The 17,557-nt window shown below is 36.2% G+C and carries 21 protein-coding genes and 1 tRNA gene; 18 read left to right on the forward strand and 4 right to left on the reverse strand.

Features of this window, described 5'->3' with window-relative positions; genetic code table 11:
• Nucleotides 1-1,029: IS21 family transposase (gene istA, locus KTB61_RS00005; RefSeq protein ID WP_216696534.1), on the reverse strand; the 1,029-nt coding region annotated here is incomplete at its 3' end.
• 538 nt (nt 1,030-1,567) lie between these two features.
• Between istA and KTB61_RS12930 the strand changes: the two genes are divergently transcribed.
• The gene (locus KTB61_RS12930; protein ID WP_009269671.1) at nt 1,568-1,825 is read left to right on the forward strand and encodes a helix-turn-helix domain-containing protein; all 258 of its coding nucleotides are present in this window, start codon (nt 1,568-1,570) and stop codon (nt 1,823-1,825) included.
• An 18-nt stretch (nt 1,826-1,843) separates the two neighbouring features.
• Nucleotides 1,844-3,289, forward strand: a complete 1,446-nt coding sequence (locus KTB61_RS00015) for a site-specific integrase (RefSeq protein WP_003423078.1) — start codon at nt 1,844-1,846, stop codon at nt 3,287-3,289.
• A gap of 208 nt (nt 3,290-3,497) precedes the next feature.
• Here the strand turns inward: KTB61_RS00015 and KTB61_RS00020 are convergent.
• Nucleotides 3,498-3,574 (reverse strand) — tRNA-Arg (locus tag KTB61_RS00020).
• A gap of 274 nt (nt 3,575-3,848) precedes the next feature.
• On the opposite strand from KTB61_RS00020, the gene KTB61_RS00025 reads away from it, so the two are divergent.
• Both KTB61_RS00025 and KTB61_RS00030 read left to right on the forward strand, forming a co-directional pair.
• Nucleotides 3,849-4,400, forward strand: a complete 552-nt coding sequence (locus KTB61_RS00025; protein WP_216696535.1) for a DJ-1 family glyoxalase III — start codon at nt 3,849-3,851, stop codon at nt 4,398-4,400.
• Between the two features lie 3 nt (nt 4,401-4,403).
• Nucleotides 4,404-5,198: a DUF1189 family protein gene (locus tag KTB61_RS00030; protein WP_216696536.1), complete on the forward strand. Its 795-nt coding sequence runs from the start codon at nt 4,404-4,406 to the stop codon at nt 5,196-5,198.
• A gap of 292 nt (nt 5,199-5,490) precedes the next feature.
• Here KTB61_RS00030 and KTB61_RS00035 read toward each other — a convergent pair whose 3' ends face one another.
• Both KTB61_RS00035 and KTB61_RS00040 read right to left on the reverse strand, forming a co-directional pair.
• The gene (locus KTB61_RS00035; protein WP_075759295.1) at nt 5,491-6,732 is read right to left on the reverse strand and encodes an ammonium transporter; all 1,242 of its coding nucleotides are present in this window, start codon (nt 6,730-6,732) and stop codon (nt 5,491-5,493) included.
• 144 nt (nt 6,733-6,876) lie between these two features.
• Nucleotides 6,877-7,215, reverse strand: coding sequence for a P-II family nitrogen regulator (locus KTB61_RS00040; RefSeq protein WP_075760532.1), 339 nt, complete (start codon nt 7,213-7,215; stop codon nt 6,877-6,879).
• Between the two features lie 235 nt (nt 7,216-7,450).
• Between KTB61_RS00040 and KTB61_RS00045 the strand changes: the two genes are divergently transcribed.
• From KTB61_RS00045 to KTB61_RS00095, 14 genes are all read left to right on the forward strand, one after another.
• Nucleotides 7,451-8,356 (forward strand): DMT family transporter, encoded by a 906-nt coding sequence (locus tag KTB61_RS00045; protein ID WP_075759294.1) that lies wholly within the window; start codon nt 7,451-7,453, stop codon nt 8,354-8,356.
• A 220-nt stretch (nt 8,357-8,576) separates the two neighbouring features.
• Nucleotides 8,577-8,759, forward strand: coding sequence for a hypothetical protein (locus KTB61_RS00050; RefSeq protein WP_075759293.1), 183 nt, complete (start codon nt 8,577-8,579; stop codon nt 8,757-8,759).
• Nucleotides 8,760-8,857: 98 nt separating this feature from the next.
• On the forward strand, nt 8,858-9,160 hold the full coding sequence (locus tag KTB61_RS00055; RefSeq protein ID WP_075759292.1) for a rhodanese-like domain-containing protein: 303 nt from the start codon (nt 8,858-8,860) through the stop codon (nt 9,158-9,160).
• 131 nt (nt 9,161-9,291) lie between these two features.
• On the forward strand, nt 9,292-10,437 hold the full coding sequence (locus tag KTB61_RS00060) for a THUMP domain-containing class I SAM-dependent RNA methyltransferase (RefSeq protein ID WP_216696537.1): 1,146 nt from the start codon (nt 9,292-9,294) through the stop codon (nt 10,435-10,437).
• Nucleotides 10,437-11,021 carry an XTP/dITP diphosphatase gene (locus tag KTB61_RS00065; protein ID WP_075759290.1) on the forward strand — a complete coding sequence of 195 codons (585 nt, stop codon included), beginning with the start codon at nt 10,437-10,439 and terminating at the stop codon, nt 11,019-11,021. The genes KTB61_RS00060 and KTB61_RS00065 overlap by 1 nt, the downstream gene beginning before the upstream one ends.
• Before the next feature lie 13 nt (nt 11,022-11,034).
• Nucleotides 11,035-11,541, forward strand: coding sequence for a metallophosphoesterase (locus KTB61_RS00070; protein WP_075759289.1), 507 nt, complete (start codon nt 11,035-11,037; stop codon nt 11,539-11,541).
• A 125-nt stretch (nt 11,542-11,666) separates the two neighbouring features.
• Complete coding sequence (gene rlmD, locus KTB61_RS00075; RefSeq protein WP_216696538.1) at nt 11,667-13,298, forward strand: 23S rRNA (uracil(1939)-C(5))-methyltransferase RlmD; 1,632 nt, start codon at nt 11,667-11,669, stop codon at nt 13,296-13,298.
• A gap of 29 nt (nt 13,299-13,327) precedes the next feature.
• Entirely contained in the window at nt 13,328-13,642 is a 315-nt protein-coding gene (locus KTB61_RS12935; RefSeq protein ID WP_230973550.1) for a VRR-NUC domain-containing protein, read from the forward strand.
• Entirely contained in the window at nt 13,639-14,022 is a 384-nt protein-coding gene (locus KTB61_RS12940; RefSeq protein WP_230973551.1) for a hypothetical protein, read from the forward strand. Before KTB61_RS12935 ends, KTB61_RS12940 begins: the two co-directional genes overlap by 4 nt.
• 75 nt (nt 14,023-14,097) lie before the next feature.
• Nucleotides 14,098-15,375: an HsdM family class I SAM-dependent methyltransferase gene (locus KTB61_RS12945; protein ID WP_230973552.1), complete on the forward strand. Its 1,278-nt coding sequence runs from the start codon at nt 14,098-14,100 to the stop codon at nt 15,373-15,375.
• 17 nt (nt 15,376-15,392) lie between these two features.
• Nucleotides 15,393-16,616, forward strand: a complete 1,224-nt coding sequence (locus KTB61_RS00085; RefSeq protein ID WP_075759288.1) for a restriction endonuclease subunit S — start codon at nt 15,393-15,395, stop codon at nt 16,614-16,616.
• Nucleotides 16,617-16,822: 206 nt separating this feature from the next.
• The gene (locus KTB61_RS13400; protein ID WP_330656270.1) at nt 16,823-16,951 is read left to right on the forward strand and encodes a hypothetical protein; all 129 of its coding nucleotides are present in this window, start codon (nt 16,823-16,825) and stop codon (nt 16,949-16,951) included.
• A gap of 33 nt (nt 16,952-16,984) precedes the next feature.
• The gene (locus KTB61_RS13405; protein ID WP_330656271.1) at nt 16,985-17,170 is read left to right on the forward strand and encodes a MobC family plasmid mobilization relaxosome protein; all 186 of its coding nucleotides are present in this window, start codon (nt 16,985-16,987) and stop codon (nt 17,168-17,170) included.
• A gap of 118 nt (nt 17,171-17,288) precedes the next feature.
• Nucleotides 17,289-17,483: a hypothetical protein gene (locus KTB61_RS00095; RefSeq protein ID WP_216696767.1), complete on the forward strand. Its 195-nt coding sequence runs from the start codon at nt 17,289-17,291 to the stop codon at nt 17,481-17,483.
• The last annotated feature ends 74 nt before the right edge of the window (nt 17,484-17,557 follow it).

The raw sequence follows: 17,557 nt of genomic DNA on the forward strand, positions 1-17,557 counted from the left end.
CATGCTTGAATGATTGACTTTTACGGTATTTGTGGTGATTTGATAAGGCTTTCTTATGGTATCAGCGGGTAGGCTGTTTAGGAAAGCCTTTTCTCTGTTAAAATACATCAGCGGAATTCTTCCGGTTCCCTGGTTCACCTGTGCATTCACACGATTGTTAATTCTTGTTACTAGTTCAACCAGTTCTTGGTAATTTAACTTTCCATTATAAGCCCTTATTTCATCAAGTATCTTCATAGGAGCCTCAACCTTGGCCTTCGTATGAGGATGCCCTGCAATGCACGGCTGAACTTTAAAACCATAATCATCAGCGAATTGCTGAAACTTATTATTTATTTTACCGGCAGAATATTCTGTTCTTGCTTCATCCATAACAGTTTTCATATTATCTGTAACTATTTCAGCGGGTACACCACCAAATGTTTCAAATGCATCATCAAGAAACGAGAAGAGTATATCCTGCGTCTTGGAAAGGGATACTCTGTATACCCTGAATCTTGAATATGAAAGCAATAAAACAAAAACATTTACATCTATAGTTTCTCCAGAAGAAAGAGTAAACTGAATCGACTCTTTCCAATCTAGCTGAGCCTGCTTACCCATAGGCGTTTCATATCGAACGGTTACCTGATTAGTGTTGGAAGGTCTGCCTTTTCTGAAATATGAATCGAATTCAGGATATTTTCTAAGGTAATGGCAGAAGTTGCAGTAAACACCTGTAAAGCCATGGTTATCTACAAGATACTGCCATAAAACTTTTCTGTAGTAAAATACCTGTTGGTTTCTGTCTGATAACAATTCAGCAATAATATCATAAAATGGTGTAATGCAGTCATTACAGTTCCTTGTTTCTGGTTTCGTATATCCGTTTATATATTTATCTACTGTACGTCTGTCTACCTCCAATTCTCTTGCTATTTGACTTTTATTGATTTTCAATGTCCCATCCTCCAAAAATGGTTTTAGTTTGTACAGGTCATTGACACTTTCTATTTTTATGTTTGTTATGATCTGATTCTTTAATATCATTATGAGTTCCTCCTTGTAACTCATATATCATAACATTTGTACATTCTTATTTAATATTTATTGTACATACTTAAGTATAACTTTATAGCACTTATTAAAATGATTTTAGGGTTTGATATTGCCTTAGAAATCGAAGAAGAATAACAAGCAGTAACCGCAGAGCATGATTTGTTCAATCCCCTCTTTCCTGCTCTGCCCCTGCTTTTATATGAAAGCAACACGCTTTCGCCACAGCTCTTTGACAACTGAATAAAGCAGACAGATACGTTTGTGAGATAGCGAGCCACGGGAACTGTACGCCACGACCTTTTCAAAAGAAAGCGAGCGACCCACGCAGTGATCCGAGAGCGACTGTTGGAAAAGTCGTTTTGCCATGACCTATCCTCACAGAATAATGATACGTCCGCATGGTGCGGTTCTGCCCACAAGAATGGGAATAGTTGAGATACTAACGGAGCTTTCCAAAGCCGTCTGCCTGCTTATAATTGATAGTTTCAGCAACAAAATCTATCTACTCTTTTTATTTAGGTGTGTTATAATGACCTTATTAGACGAGTGTATTTTGTTGCTGTCACAAATGAAAGGGGTCTTAATAGTGATAAGTGATACACAAAATGCACAATCTCCTACAAAGGAAAAAAAGACTTATACAGTAGAGGAAATTGCTGAACAACTGGACATTAGCAAAAAGGTAGCTTATTCATTAGTAAAAAGCGGTCAATTCAGTTATGTTCGTGCTGGTAAAGCCATACGGGTATCAAAGGTTTCTTTCGATAAATGGTTAAATGAAATTTAACTATAAGGAGAGAAAATTATGGCTTCAATCAAACAAAGAAAATCAAGTTTTTCAGTTATTTATTGGTACTTAGATAGTGCAGGAGAAAGAAAACAAAAATGGGACACGCTGGAAACAAGAAAAGAAGCAAAACAGCGAAAAGCCTTTATAGAATACTATCAAGAGAAATTTGGATATGTGATAGTTCCATTAGAGGAACAATTTGCACATCAGATTGAAAATTCTAAAAAGGAGTTAGATGTTGTAGACAAAGATATTACATTGCGTGATTTCCTAGAAATTTTTGTTAATTTATATGGCACATCTAAATGGTCGCCGAGTACATTTAGTAGTAAGGTAGGCAGTATTGAAAATTATATCAATCCGATTATTGGAGATTGGAAACTGAATGAAATAACTACAAAAAGTCTATCAAAATACTACAATGATTTATTGAGCGTTCCAGAAGTACCACGGGCAAACAGAAAAGCAACTGGTCGTTGTGTTCAACCAGCGAACATCAAAAAAATACATGATATTATCCGCTGTGCCTTAAATCAAGCTATCCGCTGGGAGTATATTGATACAAACAAAAGAAACCCTGCGTCTTTGGCTACGTTACCAAAAATTCCAAAGACTAGGCGAAAAGTGTGGAGTGTTCAAACATTTCGAGAAGCGGTAAAAGCCACGGAAGATGATTTGCTTTCAATTTGTATGCACTTAGCTTTTTCCTGCTCTATGCGAATTGGAGAAATTACAGGACTTACATGGGAAGATGTTATTATTGATGAAGAGTCCATTGCTACAAATAATGCAAAGGTAATCATCAATAAAGAACTTTCAAGAGTAAATGCAGAAGCTATGCAGAAATTAAAGGAAAAGGATATTTTAAAGATTTTCCCAACGCAAAAACCGCATTGTACCACAAGGCTTGTCTTGAAAACGCCAAAAACAGAAACAAGTAATCGTGTTGTCTGGTTACCTAAAACAGTTGCGGAACTATTGGTGCAATATAAAAAAGACCAGCAGGAATTAAAGGAATTTTTAGGAAGTGCCTACAATGATTACAACCTTGTTATTGCGTTGGATAATGGCAATCCCGTGGAAAGCCGTATTGTTAGAGATAGGTTTCAAAAGCTCTGTGAAGAAAACGATTATGAAGTTGTGGTATTTCACAGCCTACGCCATTTAAGTACGGGTTATAAACTCAAAATGACAAACGGAGATGTTAAGTCCGTACAAGGCGATACTGGTCACGCAGAAGCAGAAATGGTTACAGATGTATATTCAGAAATCATTGACGAGGACAGACGTTTCAATGCACAAAAAATGGATAAAGAATTTTATTCTACGCTTAATGATGATACAGACAATCCAAAGCAAGATACCGACTTAACCGATAGTGATATGGCGTTATTGGAACTGATTAAATCTTTATCGCCAGAAATGAAAGAGCAATTTTTAAAGCAGGCACTTCAAAGATAGAATTTCAAAAGTGTTAGCAAATTCCAAAAAAACCAGCGATTTTTCTTCAAAAATAAAAAAGTGTTAGCAAGCCTATTTCCTTAAAAGTCTTAAAAAAATATCGAATAAAAAATGACAGATTGAAAACAATTCGTATTCAGCGTAAATAGAAAGCCATAAATAAAGAAACGCTGAAAACCTTGTAAAATAAGGCTTTCAGCGGAGTTTGTGGCGTCCCAGACAGGAGTCGAACCTGCGACGTTTCGCTTAGGAGGCGAACCCTCTATCCTGCTGAGGTACTGGGACATTCTTAAAAATCTATTCAATTTTATCTAGTTATCATATCAAAAGGCGTTTGTTCCACCTAGCCCTTAGGAGGCGGTCGCTCTATCCAGCTGAGCTACGGAAACACATTTTTTAAGCACGTTACTTATTGTAACGATTCTAAAGTAAAAAGTCAATCATAAGTCATGGGAAAATAAGAAAAACAGCGGTATATGTGGTTGACTTTTTTCATCTTTTTCTTTAAAGTAGTTAAAATAGAGAGAACTAATTATACTTACAGAAGGAAAGGCGAGTCATGAATAAAGTATTTGTATTTTTGGCAGATGGGTTTGAAGAAATCGAAGGATTGACAGTTGTAGATATGCTGCGCCGTGCAGGGATTGATACGGTTACTGTATCCGTTGAGAATTCAAAGGCTATTACTGGGGCACATCATATTGAAGTAGAAGCAGATATCATGTTTCATGAAGTACTTGAGCCTGAAGGTGCAATGTTCGTTCTTCCAGGAGGAATGCCAGGAACATTGACACTGAAGGATCATGAGGGCTTAGGAAAGCTTCTGAAGAAGGCTTATGAACATGATAAATATATTGCGGCTATCTGTGCTGCACCAACAGTATTAGAAAAATACGGCATGTTAAAAGGAAGAAAAGCAACTTCTTATCCAGCAATGGAAGAAGAACTTACATCAGCAGATTACCAGACAGATGCAGTTGTTGTAGACGGAAAGATCATTACCAGTCGTGGTATGGGAACTGCTATTGATTTTGCAGCAAAGATGGTTGAAATCCTGATTGGTGAGAAGGAAAAAAATGAATTACTGAAAAGTATTGTTTATGGAGAATAGAATATGGAAAAAACAGAGAAAATCAGCTGGTTAGAGCAGCTGAAAATTGCCTGCCTGAAGCCCAAAGAATATAGTCGTCTTTTGGCACTTGGAAAAGGCAGAGTTGTCTGGTTTTTTATACTCATTAGTTTTTTGATAACATTCCTTGGATTTGGAATGGATATGTTTGCCTTTAGCGCAAGTGTTGGCGGTACAAAGAATTTTATCTTAAATCGTCTGCCGGCATTTGAACTGCGCGATGGAACATTATCTGTTGAAGAAACGATGGATTTTACTATTGCAGGAATTCATGTTGCAGTAGATACAACAAAAGATAAAGCTGATCAGAGCGATTTAAGCAATGATACAACCATGGATATACTTTTTGCAAGGAAAGAAATGATTGTAAAAAATGATTCCATACAAAGAATGGTAAATACCATTTCATTTGATGATTTTAAGAATGTTATAGCGACGAATCAGACCATGGTGAAACTGGTTCCGTTTATTCATATGATGGCGTTTATTTCTTTTTTCGCGGCATGGGCGGCTAATGCTGTCAGTTATCTGTTCTTTTGTGCATTTATCTCATGGATGGCATATCTGAATCAGAAAATAAGGGAAGAGAAAATATCATTTGGAAAGATTTTTCAATTATCAATTTATGCAAGAGTTGTATTTGAACTGATTGAAACCGTTGGATCAACTGCAGGAGTTGCATTATTTTCAGGTATTATGTGGATGTTAATATCTTATCTGGGAAGTTATCAACTGCTGTTAATGGGATTTATTAAACCAGAAACCAGAGAACAACAATAGAAAGAAAGCAGTTTTGTTTATGGACAAGGCTGCTTTCAATCATTTTATTAGGAAAGAAAAAACTGCGGATATTCTCCGCAGCTTTTCCTAATGTCATATGTAGTTAGGGTTTTATCAATTAAGTCTTATATCATTTATTAGTCAAAAACTAGTCAGATTTCAAGTCGTTTATTAGTCAAAAACTAGTCAGGTTTCAAGTCGTTCATTAGTCAAAAACTAGTCAGGTTTCAAGTCGTTCATTAGTCAAAAACTAGTAGGTAGCTATATTTTTTAATTTAAACTAGTTAACGAATTAGTGATCACCTTTGATAGCGAAATCAGAATATCCGGAAATACCATGTTCTGAAATATCCATTCCGACAATTTCTTCTTCTTCTGAAGCTCTTAATCCGATTGTATGTTTGATTACGTTAAAGATGATTAATCCACCGATTACACAGTAGGCACCAACAGCGATAACTCCAACAAACTGAGCTTTAATTAAAGCACCTCTTGTTAATTCAGCAGCAGCCAGGAAGTCTTTTGTTGCAAGTGGTCCAACTAATAAAGTACCTACAACACCGCATCCAAGATGAACTCCACAAGCACCAACAGGGTCATCAATTTTAGCAACGTTATCAAGGAATTCGATAACAGCGACTACAACGACACCACAGATAGCACCGATTAAGATAGCTCCATAATAGCTTACAGCATCACATCCGGCAGTAATACCTACAAGTCCTGCAAGAGAACCGTTTAATGTCATGGAAACATCAGGTTTTCCGTAACGGATCCATGTGATACATAATGTTACGAAAGTAGCTGTAACAGCAGCCAGATTTGTTGTCATGGCAATATCACCAAGTGTGTCAGTTGCAGCTGTAGTAGATCCACAGTTAAATCCAAACCAGCAGAACCATAAGATAAATACTCCTAAAGCACCAAGTGCAATGTTATGTCCAGGAATAGCGTTTGGTGTACCGTCTTTTTTGAATTTTCCGATACGAGGTCCAACAGTAGCAGCACCAACAAGAGCTAACCATCCACCAACAGAATGTACTGCAGTAGATCCTGCGAAATCGTGGAATCCCATCTGAGCTAACCATCCGTCACCATTCCAGATCCAGTGTCCTGTTACAGGGTAGATAATTAAACTGATTAATGCACTGTATACCAGGTAAGAAGAAAATTTTGTTCTTTCTGCCATAGCACCAGATACGATTGTTGCAGCTGTTGCACAGAATACTGTGTGGAAAATCATAAATACACCAGGTGTCAGATCTTTAAACTGCTGTAAATCTAAGCTTGTAGGATTGAAGAATCCTGTTGTTCCAAAAAATGGATTGCTTCCACCAAACATGATGGCAAATCCAACTAAGAAGAAGCAAAGAGAACCAAGAACGAAGTCCATCAGGTTTTTCATGATAATGTTACTTGAGTTCTTTGCACGTGTAAATCCAGTTTCTACCATTGCGAATCCGGCCTGCATGAAAAATACCAAAAATGCGGCGATACAGGTCCAGACAATATTTAATAATTGTTCAACTCCCATTTTAATATCCTCCTAAAATAAAAAGAGATAATCACCAGGTTTGTGTTTCTTCTATATATAAATAGAATAAAAATCCTGTCTGATTATCCCCATTGATAATTTACTTTATAATGTTGTTGTGTAAATGCCTTGTGGCATTTGAATTTATAATGCATCTTTTCCTGTTTCACCGGTACGGATACGAATGGCTTCTTCAACAGGTGATACGAAAATTTTACCGTCACCAAATTCACCGGTACGAACGATATTAACGATGTCTTTTGTTACAGCGTCAACAACTTCTGTAGGCATAACAGATTCTACTTTGATTTTTGGAAGTAAATTTGAATTTAATTCATTACCTCTGTATTTCTGAGTAAAACCTTTCTGGTTACCATATCCCATAATGTTAGAAATCATAAGACCAGATACTTTATGTGCTTCAAGAATATGTTTCACATCTGTAAGTTTTTCAGGTTTGATAACTACAACCACTTTTTTCATCATAGATTTGTTCCTCCTTTTATTTTTAAATAGAAAAAGGCATTCCAATCACTAGATCGGAACGCCTTTGTTCTTAACTGGTTTTTATTATACACATAGATTTTTTTTTGTCAATAATAATTTTTAATTTTTCTGGTTTCAAATTTTAGTACAATATGTTGAACAGGGTTGAGAAACAGTAAAAATGTATGGTATTGTATCATGTGCAGATATAAAAAAAGGAGAAAAATAGGACATGAAAAAGCAAAAGGTTATATTGCTGGCAGTTCTTGCAACTTTTTTGTGGGGAAGTGCTTATCCATCAATTAAAATAGGATATGAGATATTCTCTATTGCAGGAAGTGATCTAGGAAGCAAATTGTTATTTGCCGGAATCCGGTTTACCATGGCAGGAATGATGGTTCTTGGATATACCGCGTTTACAGAGCGAAAAGCATGTGTACCACCAGGGAATATGTGGGGAAGACTTCTCATTCTTGGAATTATGCAGACAACCATTCAATATATATTCTTTTATATTGGTCTTGCCAATACTACAGGAGCTAAAAGTGCAATCATTAATTCTTTTACAGCATTTTTTCCGATTATGCTGGCACCGATATTTTTTCGTGATGATAAAATAACAGGAAAAAAGATATTTGGATGTATATTAGGGTTAGCAGGAATTATCATAATCAATCTAAAAGGTGGAGAACTTGGTGGATTTCGTTTAACAGGAGAAGGATTTGCATTGTTTGCAGCTATGGCACAAAGTCTGGCTTCTATCTATAGTAAAAAGTTAGCCAGGTATATGAGTGTTATGACTATAACCGGATACCAGCTGACAATGGGAGGTATTCTTCTGATCCTGGCTGGCTGGATAGGAAATGGAAATCTGAAATTTTGCTGGCAGGGTGCGGCATTGCTGTTATATATGGCAGGTTTATCCGCAGTGGCATTTACTGTATGGACCTATCTACTTTCCAAAAATCCGGTCAGTACCATTTCAATTTATAATTTATTAATCCCGATTTTTGGAACAATTCTTTCAGGTATATTCCTAAAAGAAAATATTATGACATTAACTCATACACTGTCAGTGATTCTTGTTTGTAGTGGAATAGCAATAGTAAACGGAAAAGGTAAAGATTTGTCCCAATAAAAGGTAAAGAGAGCAGATAGGGAAATCTGCTCTCTTTGAGGGGAGTATAAATAAATTAATAAGGGGTTATAAATCGAAAATATAACATACCTTCGATATTTCAACTATAAACTATTCAGGAAAAAAAGGCAACCTTTTTTTTTAAAAGTAAAAAAAGTAATACATATTTTTCTTCGTTTTGCTAAGAATAAGAGTGTAACTTAAAGAAAGGAGAAAAATCATGGCAAAAAGTTATTCAAATTCAAACAACAAAAATATGTCATCCAGCAATGCAAACAATGCAAATAATGCAAACAATGGAGGACAGAACAGAACCCAGAATTCATCCAATAGTAAAAACAAAAACAAGAGCCAGAACAGCAGTCAGAACAAAAGTCAGAATGCAAATAACAGCGAATACTAATCTTTAAATTTTTAAAGAAAAAACCTTCAAAAATCATTTTTGAAGGTTTTTTCTTTTTGTTTTGCATAATCTATTAGTAAAAGATACTGGGAAAAAATATGGAGTTTGTAAATATATCATTAAAAAAAGGAATTGAATTGGCAAAAAAAGAAGAATATGTACTTTTAGATGTAAGAGAACCATATAGATTTCAGGAAGGACATCTGGAACATGCAAAGAATTGTCCTTATGGAATATTGGAGAAAAATCATTCTCCGGATAAAAAGAAAAAGATTATTGTGTATTGTGATTTTGGCGGACAGAGTATGATGGCAGCAAGACATTTGGCATATGAAGGGTATAAAGTATACAATATAGTAGGAGGGGTATACTATTATCTAAATGAACAGAAAGATAGTTGACGAAGAAAATGGAAAAAGGTAGAATAGGGGAAAAGAATAAGATGTGGCATTTCGGGAGCGGGAGAAGTTTCCTTCCCTTCTGAAGTGTATAACCTCTGGTAAACTGCAGAGGTATTTGAAAGGAGAGCCATGTGAATCATGTAGAATTGATTGCTCCATGTCATTTTGGACTGGAAGCAGTATTAAAGAGAGAAATAAAAGATTTAGGATATGATATTGTACAGGTGGAAGACGGAAGAGTTACATTTCGTACAGATTTATATGGAATAGCCAGAGCCAACATCTTTTTAAGGACAGCAGAACGAATTTTACTGAAGATAGGTTCTTTCAAAGCCTTTACATTTGATGAATTATTTGAAGAGACCAAAAAGCTTCCATGGGAAGATTTTATTCCAAAGGATGGAAGATTCTGGGTAAAAAAAGCATCTACCGCCAAAAGCCGGTTATTTAGCGGACCGGATATTCAGTCTATTGTGAAAAAGGCAGTAGTAGAGAGATTAAAAGGAAAATATCACGTTTCATGGTTTTCAGAAGAAGGAGATGATTATCCTATCCGGGTATTTATTTTGAAAGATCAGGTGACTGTAAGTCTTGATACAACAGGTACACCTTTGCATAAAAGAGGTTATCGAAAACTGGTCAGTGAAGCACCGATCAGGGAAACACTTGCAGCTTCTTTACTGATGCTTACACCGTGGAATAAAGATCGTATTCTGGTGGATCCTTTCTGTGGAAGTGGAACATTTCTGATTGAAGCTGCCATGATGGGAATGAATATGGCACCCGGGATGAACCGTTCTTTTGAGGCGGAAAACTGGACGGAATTTTTACCGAAAAAAGCATGGTATGAGGCTATTGATGAGGCAGATAGTCTGATAAATTATAATGTAGAGATGGATCTGCAGGGATATGATAAAGATTCCAGGATGCTTAAGATCGCCCGACAGAATGCTGCGGATGCAGAAGTTGATCACTTGATTCATTTTCAGCAAAGGGAAGTGAAAGATCTAAGTCACAGTAAACCTTATGGTTTTATTATTGCGAATCCACCATACGGAGAACGTCTTGAGGACAGAGAAACACTGCCTGTAATATATCAGCAGATGAAAGAAGCTTTTGATAAACTTGATACATGGTCAAAATATGTAATTACTTCTTATGAAGATACGGAAAAATATTTAGGAAAGCCAACGAAAAAGCGAAAGGTATATAATGGAATGATTCGAGGAGAATTCTATCAGTATCTTGGACCGAAACCGCCAAGGAGGAAGGCATAATGAAGCAGAGATTGATATTTGCAACTGGAAATGAAGGAAAAATGAGAGAAATACGTGAGATTCTTGCAGATACAGGATACGAGATTCTGTCAATGAAAGAAGCGGGAATTGATCTGGATATTGTAGAAGATGGTAAAACTTTTGAAGAAAATGCAATCATTAAGGCAAAAGCAGTAATGGAAGCTTCCGGGGAACTGACACTGGCAGATGATTCAGGACTGGAAATCGATGCATTTGGAGGAGAACCGGGAATTTATTCTTCCAGATATCTTGGAGAAGATACTTCTTATACGGAGAAAAATCAGATTATTCTGGAACGTATGAAAGATATTCCTGAGGAAAAAAGGTCTGCAAAGTTTGTTTGTGTCATTGCAGCTGCATTTCCTGATGGACAAACATATACAACTCGTGGTACTATGGAAGGGATTATAGGATACGAATCAAAAGGCGGTAACGGATTTGGGTATGATCCAATTTTTTATCTGCCGGAGTTTAAAAAATATAGTGCCCAGTTGAGTAGCGACGAGAAGAACCACTTGAGTCACCGTGGAGAGGCATTAAGAAAAATGAAGGAAGTTCTTTAAGGAGAAGATGGTTATGAGGATATTGGTAATTAGTGATTCACATGGTCGAAATGATGATGTTAAGGGAGTACTTGAACAGGTTGGCGATATTGATATGATGATTCATTGCGGTGATGTAGAACGTGGAGATTCATACATACGGGAAATTGCCGGTTGCCCTGTGGTCATGGTTTCAGGAAATAATGACTATTATCTGGACCTTCCTTCAGAGGAAGAAGTACAGATAGGTGATTATAAGGTACTGGTGACCCATGGACATAGTTTTTATGTGAATTCCGGAGTAGATTATTTAAGAGATTATGCATTGGAATATGGTTATGATGTGGTAATGTACGGACATACCCATGTGCCATTTATTGAGATTGGCGATAATGTAACGATATTGAATCCAGGCAGTGTTTCCTACCCAAGACAGTCAGGAAGAAAGCCAACGTTCCTGATTATGGAGATTGATGAAGAGGGGCAGGCTCATTACGCTCATGGATATTATAAAGAACAGTTTGACGAATTAATGATTTAGCAGAGATTGATCAGAAAAATGGGAATGCATACGGGATGTGTTCCTTTTTTTGTTATATAGGAAATGGACGCGGATTTGTCCGCTTTGTTGTTATATATCATAGGAAAATTCAGGAAGGAAAGAAGATGAAGAAAAAGGATATTATCGAAGGTAAAATTTTAAAGGTGGAGTTTCCAAACAAAGGAACTTTGGAATATGATGAGCAGAAAGTAACGGTAAAAGGTGTCATCGAAGGTCAGACGGTAAAAGGACAGGTAACGAAGAAAAGAAAAAGCGGATGTGCCATGCGTCTGATGGAGGTGCTGGAAAAATCTCCATTGGAGGATGTGAATCCTCAATGTCCGCATTTTGGTATATGTGGAGGATGCTTTTATCAGACAGTTTCTTACAAAAATCAGCTGAAAATCAAGGAAGGACAGGTCCGTGAATTGTTAAAGGATTATGTATCTGATGAAGTATGGGAAGGAATCAAAGGCAGTCCAAAACAATGGGGATACCGTAATAAAATGGAGTTTTCTTTTGGCGATGAGGTGAAAGATGGTCCATTGGCATTAGGAATGCATAAGAAAAATACCTTTCATGATATTGTGAACATTACAGATTGTCAGATTGTGGATAAGGATTATAATTCCATCGTTCAATGTGTATTAACTACAGTAAAAGATATGGGACAGAGTTTTTACCATAAGATGCGCCATGAAGGATTCTGGCGTCATCTGGTCATTCGTCGTGCAGAATGTTCTGGTGATATTCTGGTAAATATAGTGACTACTTCTCAGGCAGAAGTGGATTTGAAGTTGGTTGCGGATGCGATTCTGAATTTAGAGTTAAATGGACAAATTGTGGGAATTCTGCATACAATCAATGACAGTCTGGCAGATGTGGTTCAGGCAGATTCCATGGAAATTCTCTATGGGCAGGACTATTTTTATGAAGAAATTCTGGGACTGAAATTTAAAATTTCTCCTTTTTCTTTCTTCCAGACCAACTCTCTGGGGGCTGAAGTTTTATATGAAACAGCACGTGATTTTGTAGGCGAAACAAAGGATAAAGTAATCTTTGATTTATACAGTGGAACAGGAACCATTGCACAGATGCTGGCGCCAGTGGCAGAGAAAGTTGTTGGTGTGGAAATCGTGGAAGAGGCAGTAGAGGCTGCCAAAGAAAATGCAAAATTAAATGGACTGGATAATTGTGAATTTATCGCAGGAGATGTTCTGAAGGTTGTGGATGAACTGGAAGATAAACCGGATTTTATCGTACTTGATCCGCCACGAGATGGAATTCATCCGAAGGCTATTGATAAAATCATTGATTTTGGTGTTCGTGAGATGGTTTATATCAGTTGTAAGCCCACAAGTCTGGCAAGAGATCTGGCAGTGTTACAAGAGGCCGGGTATCAGGTGAAACGGGCAGGGTGCGTGGATATGTTTCCCGAGACGCCGCATGTGGAGACGGTAGTTCTCTTGTCCCAACAAAAACCGGATGATTATGTTGAGGTGGAGTTAGAGTTAGATGAATTGGATTTGACTTCGGCTGAGAGTAAGGCGACTTATGCGGAGATTAAGGATTATGTGCTGAAAGAACATGGGGTGAAGGTATCTAATCTCTATATTTCACAGGTAAAGAGGAAATGTGGAATAGAGGTTGGGGAGAATTATAATCTTCCTAAATCGGAAGATAGCAGACAGCCTCAGTGTCCGGAAGAGAAGGAAAAGGCGATAAAAGATGCGCTGGAGCATTTTGGGATGGTGTAAATAAACATTATAGATAAAGGAGAATAAAAATGGCTAAAGCTACAACACAATCAATAGAACCTTTAATTGCTGATTTGGCAAATGGTTGGCTGAAAGCATATAAACTAGATTATAAACTGGAGCAGGAATCTTTGAATACAGAAATAGATACTGCTTTGAATGAATATTTTTCAAAAAGTGGCGGAAAAGGCGGAAATCGACCAGATGCTAAGATTTTATTACAGGATAAGAGTCTGAATTTTTATCCAATACTTATTGAATATAAGGGGTATAAAGATAAACTTGTAAAACTTGATGCAATGGGCAGGTTGAAAATCGCACAGCAAAGAATAAACCTATATTGAAGAATATAAATGCTTATGCTGTAAATGGTGCTGTTCATTACGCAAATGCTCTGTTACATTATACAAGTTATACGGATATTATTTCTATAGGTATGACAGGATATAAGGATGAAAACGGAAATATACAACACTCTATTGGTGTATATTATGTTTCGAAAAGTAATTTTGGTATCGGACAGAAAGTTGATGAATATACGGATTTCTGCTTTTTAAAAAAAGAAAATTTTGATGCCTTTATTGAGAAGGTGAAAAAATTGCAGTTATCCCAAGATGAAATTGATAAACTCAAAGAAAAACGTGAGCGTGAAATTGATGCGAGTTTAGTGCGGCTTAATAATGATATTTACCAGAATGAAAAGGGTTTGGGAGAAAATGATTGAGTTTATCTTGTTGCAGCATCTATTATTGCAACAATAGGTGTACCAGGAAAGGTTGCTCCACTTGAAAAGTCGGATTTGAAATCTTCTGTAGAAGAAGGAAATACTGATGGTGATATTATTGTAAGAAAAATAAAAGCATTTCTTAATGAAAAAAAGTTGCCAAGAGAGAAAAAGGAACTTATTATTCGAACATTACAAAATACACTTACAACTGAGAATATTAACAAGGTTGAAAATGGAGAGAGCCAATTAAAGCGTGTATTTACTAAAATTGTAGATGATTTAGGTATTTACTATAAAATTGGATTATCAACAGATTTTACAGGAAAACTCTTTAATGAAATGTATAGTTGGCTTGGATTTACTCAGGATAAATTGAATGATGTAGTGCTTACACCATCATACGTGGCAAATTTACTTGTAAAACTTGCTCGTGTAAATAAAGATTCATATGTGTGGGATTTTGCTACCGGTTCTGCGGGGTTACTCGTGGCAGCTATGAATGAAATGCTTATTGATGCAAAGAATAAAATTAATTCGCCAGAACAACTTGCTATTAAATCAGCAGAAATAAAGGCAAATCAATTGCTAGGTTTGGAAATTTTACCAAGTGTTTATATGCTTGCTATTTTGAATATGATTTTGATGGGAGATGGAAGTTCGAATATTCTTAATAAAGATTCTTTAAAAGATTTTAAAGGTAATTATGGATTTGGAAATACAAATAAAAAATTCCCAGCAGATGCATTTATTCTTAATCCACCATATTCTGCACCAGGGAATGGTATGATATTTGTAGAAAAGGCATTGTCAATGATGGAAAAAGGATATGCTGCAATTATTATTCAAAACTCTGCGGGTTCAGGAAAAGCAATAACATATAATAAGAATATCCTGAAACATAGCACATTATTAGCGAGTATAAAAATGCCATTAGATTTATTTGTAGGAAAATCAAGTGTGCAAACAAATATATACGTTTTCAGAATTGGAGAAGCCCACCAAAATGATGATATTGTTAAATTTATTGATTTTTCAAACGACGGGTATACAAGAAGCGACCGAAAAAAGTCAAGTTGTAATCTAAGGGATACTGATAGAGCAAAGGAAAGATATAAAGAACTTGTAGATTTGGTACGTTTTGGAAAATCAAAGCTTAAGATTTTTACAGAAAAAGAATATTATGAAGGTACAATAGATATAGAAAATGGTTCGGATTGGAATCAAACTGCTCCAATTGATACTATACCTACGCTGGATGATTTTAAGAAAACGGTAAATGATTATTTGGCATGGGAAGTGTCAAACTTATTAAAGTGTCAAGGAAATGAGGATGAACGCCTGGGAAAATAAATGCCTCACTCAATGAAATGCTCAATGGTGTTGAGTGGGGCGAATATAGACTTGGTGATCTATTTGATATTAACAATACATTAAGTTTTAATACTGACAAATTGGTCGATGGTGATGAGTATGATTATGTTACAAGAACATCGACTAATCAGGGGATTTTAAAAAGTACCGGTTTTGTAAATAAGGAGAATATAAATGAGGCAGGTGTGTGGAGTTTAGGGTTGCTTCAAATGGATTTCTTTTATCGAAAGAAAAAATGGTACGCAGGGCAATTTGTCAGAAAAATAGTTCCTAAAATTAAATTAGCACCAAGAGTGATTCCGTTCTTCACGGCGGTACTTAATCATCAAAAACCGATATTGCTTTCAGTACTTGTACGTAATGTAGATGATATATTTAAAAATTTGAAAGTTAAATTGCCAGTAAAAGAAGGAAAATTGGATTTTGATTTTATGGAATCATTTATAGTGGAGTTAGAAGCGGAGCGCATTGCGGAGTTATCCGCTTACTTAAAAATAAGCGGATTCAACAATTATGAATTGTCGGCTCAAGAGCTTGAGGCTCTTGAGAGTTTAAAAACGATTTCATGGGATGAATATAGGATAGGTGATTTGTTTGATAAGTTAAAAACAAAGAAGCTTCCTTACAAAGCAAAAAAATTGCCGACTTCTCCAACAGGTAAGAATATATTACCTTGTTTAACATCTAGTTTCCAAAATCAAGGCTTGAATTATTATGCACCTATAGACGGAGCTACTGTTTTGAAGAATGTAATTACGATACCGCAGAACAGTGATGTGTATCGAGCTTATTATCAGCCTAAAGATTTTACTGTTTTATCTGATGCCTATGCAATAGATTGGATATATGATGATTGCAAATTAACAAGAAATCAGTATTTGTTTATGGTTATGTGCATTAACAAAGTAACGGATTTGCCTATATATTCATATAAAAACAAGCTTGGCGGATGGAATGTAGTGAAAGATAAATATATTTCACTACCAAAAGCAAACGGTAAAATTGATCTTGATTTTATGAATCACTTTATATCCGCAATTATTAAACTTGCAATAAAAGAAGTTGTTATATATACGGATGAAAAAATAAAGGTCACAAAGCAGGTGACAGCCGCAAGAAAAGATACCAAAGCAGGTATATTAAATCAACCGTTTACATATGAAGAAGTAATAGAACACGATACATTGATGGTGGCAGAGGAGTCTTTATATAATAAATAAAAAGGCATATATCCATAGTGCTAATATATTAATCAGAGGTGCGTCAATAAGTGGAGCACCTATATAAATATCAGGGGTTTTAGGGGGCCTCCCCTAACAAGATGCATGAAAATGGCTTGTGGCCACAAAATGCGTATCTTGCAGAAGACACCATGAGAAATTTTCAATATGAATTTTGAGCAGAACTGTAGAAGGGAGGCAATGGTATGTCCCAGGGCAGATTAAGTCTTGTAAAGAAGTTTCGATTGAGTCCAGAGGTGGCCGCAGAACTGGCAGAAAAATCAGAGAAGATGAATATGTCCGAGTCGGAGTATCTGAGGTTTATGATTTCGTAGAAACCTACTGATTATCCGGAGATGAGGATTTTATTGAGGGAGCTTATCAATGAAGTAAATCATATTGGTACGAATATTAACCAGATTGTACATAATAATAATTCCGGATTATATTCAGAGACGGATAAAGAACAACTGGTGGCATATATGAGAAAGCTGAATGTAGAAGTGAATAAAGTTTACGAAGTGATAAGTGAAAGACAGTCCGGAAAGATGTAAGCGGAATTTTTTTGAATCAAAAATATTGCCTTTTCCGTAGCGAGGCTGTATCATCAAGAAAAGAATTATCAGTATTATTTTGAAAAGATGCAGAAGCGACTAAGGAAGGAGGGAGGATTTGAATAAGGAATTTGAACGCTGCTGCACATTTCTTGCTGAGATGATGGAAAAGTACGGTCTTGAGGTTTTGCGTGATATAGCTGTAGAGCTTCAGTTTGATCCGGAAACTTGGCATGATGATGCAGAAGGAAAAAGACTTCGGTATGAGATTTATGCGAAGAGATTTCTGGAGCGGTTTATGGAAGCAGCATAAGGATTATCGGCATCCTGCGAGAGTGGGATGTGATACATACGAAAGAGCGTTCAAAATAATAAGACTGAAAATTT

It is taken from the genome of Anaerostipes faecalis (assembly GCF_018982945.1).
Taxonomy (GTDB): domain Bacteria; phylum Bacillota; class Clostridia; order Lachnospirales; family Lachnospiraceae; genus Anaerostipes; species Anaerostipes faecalis.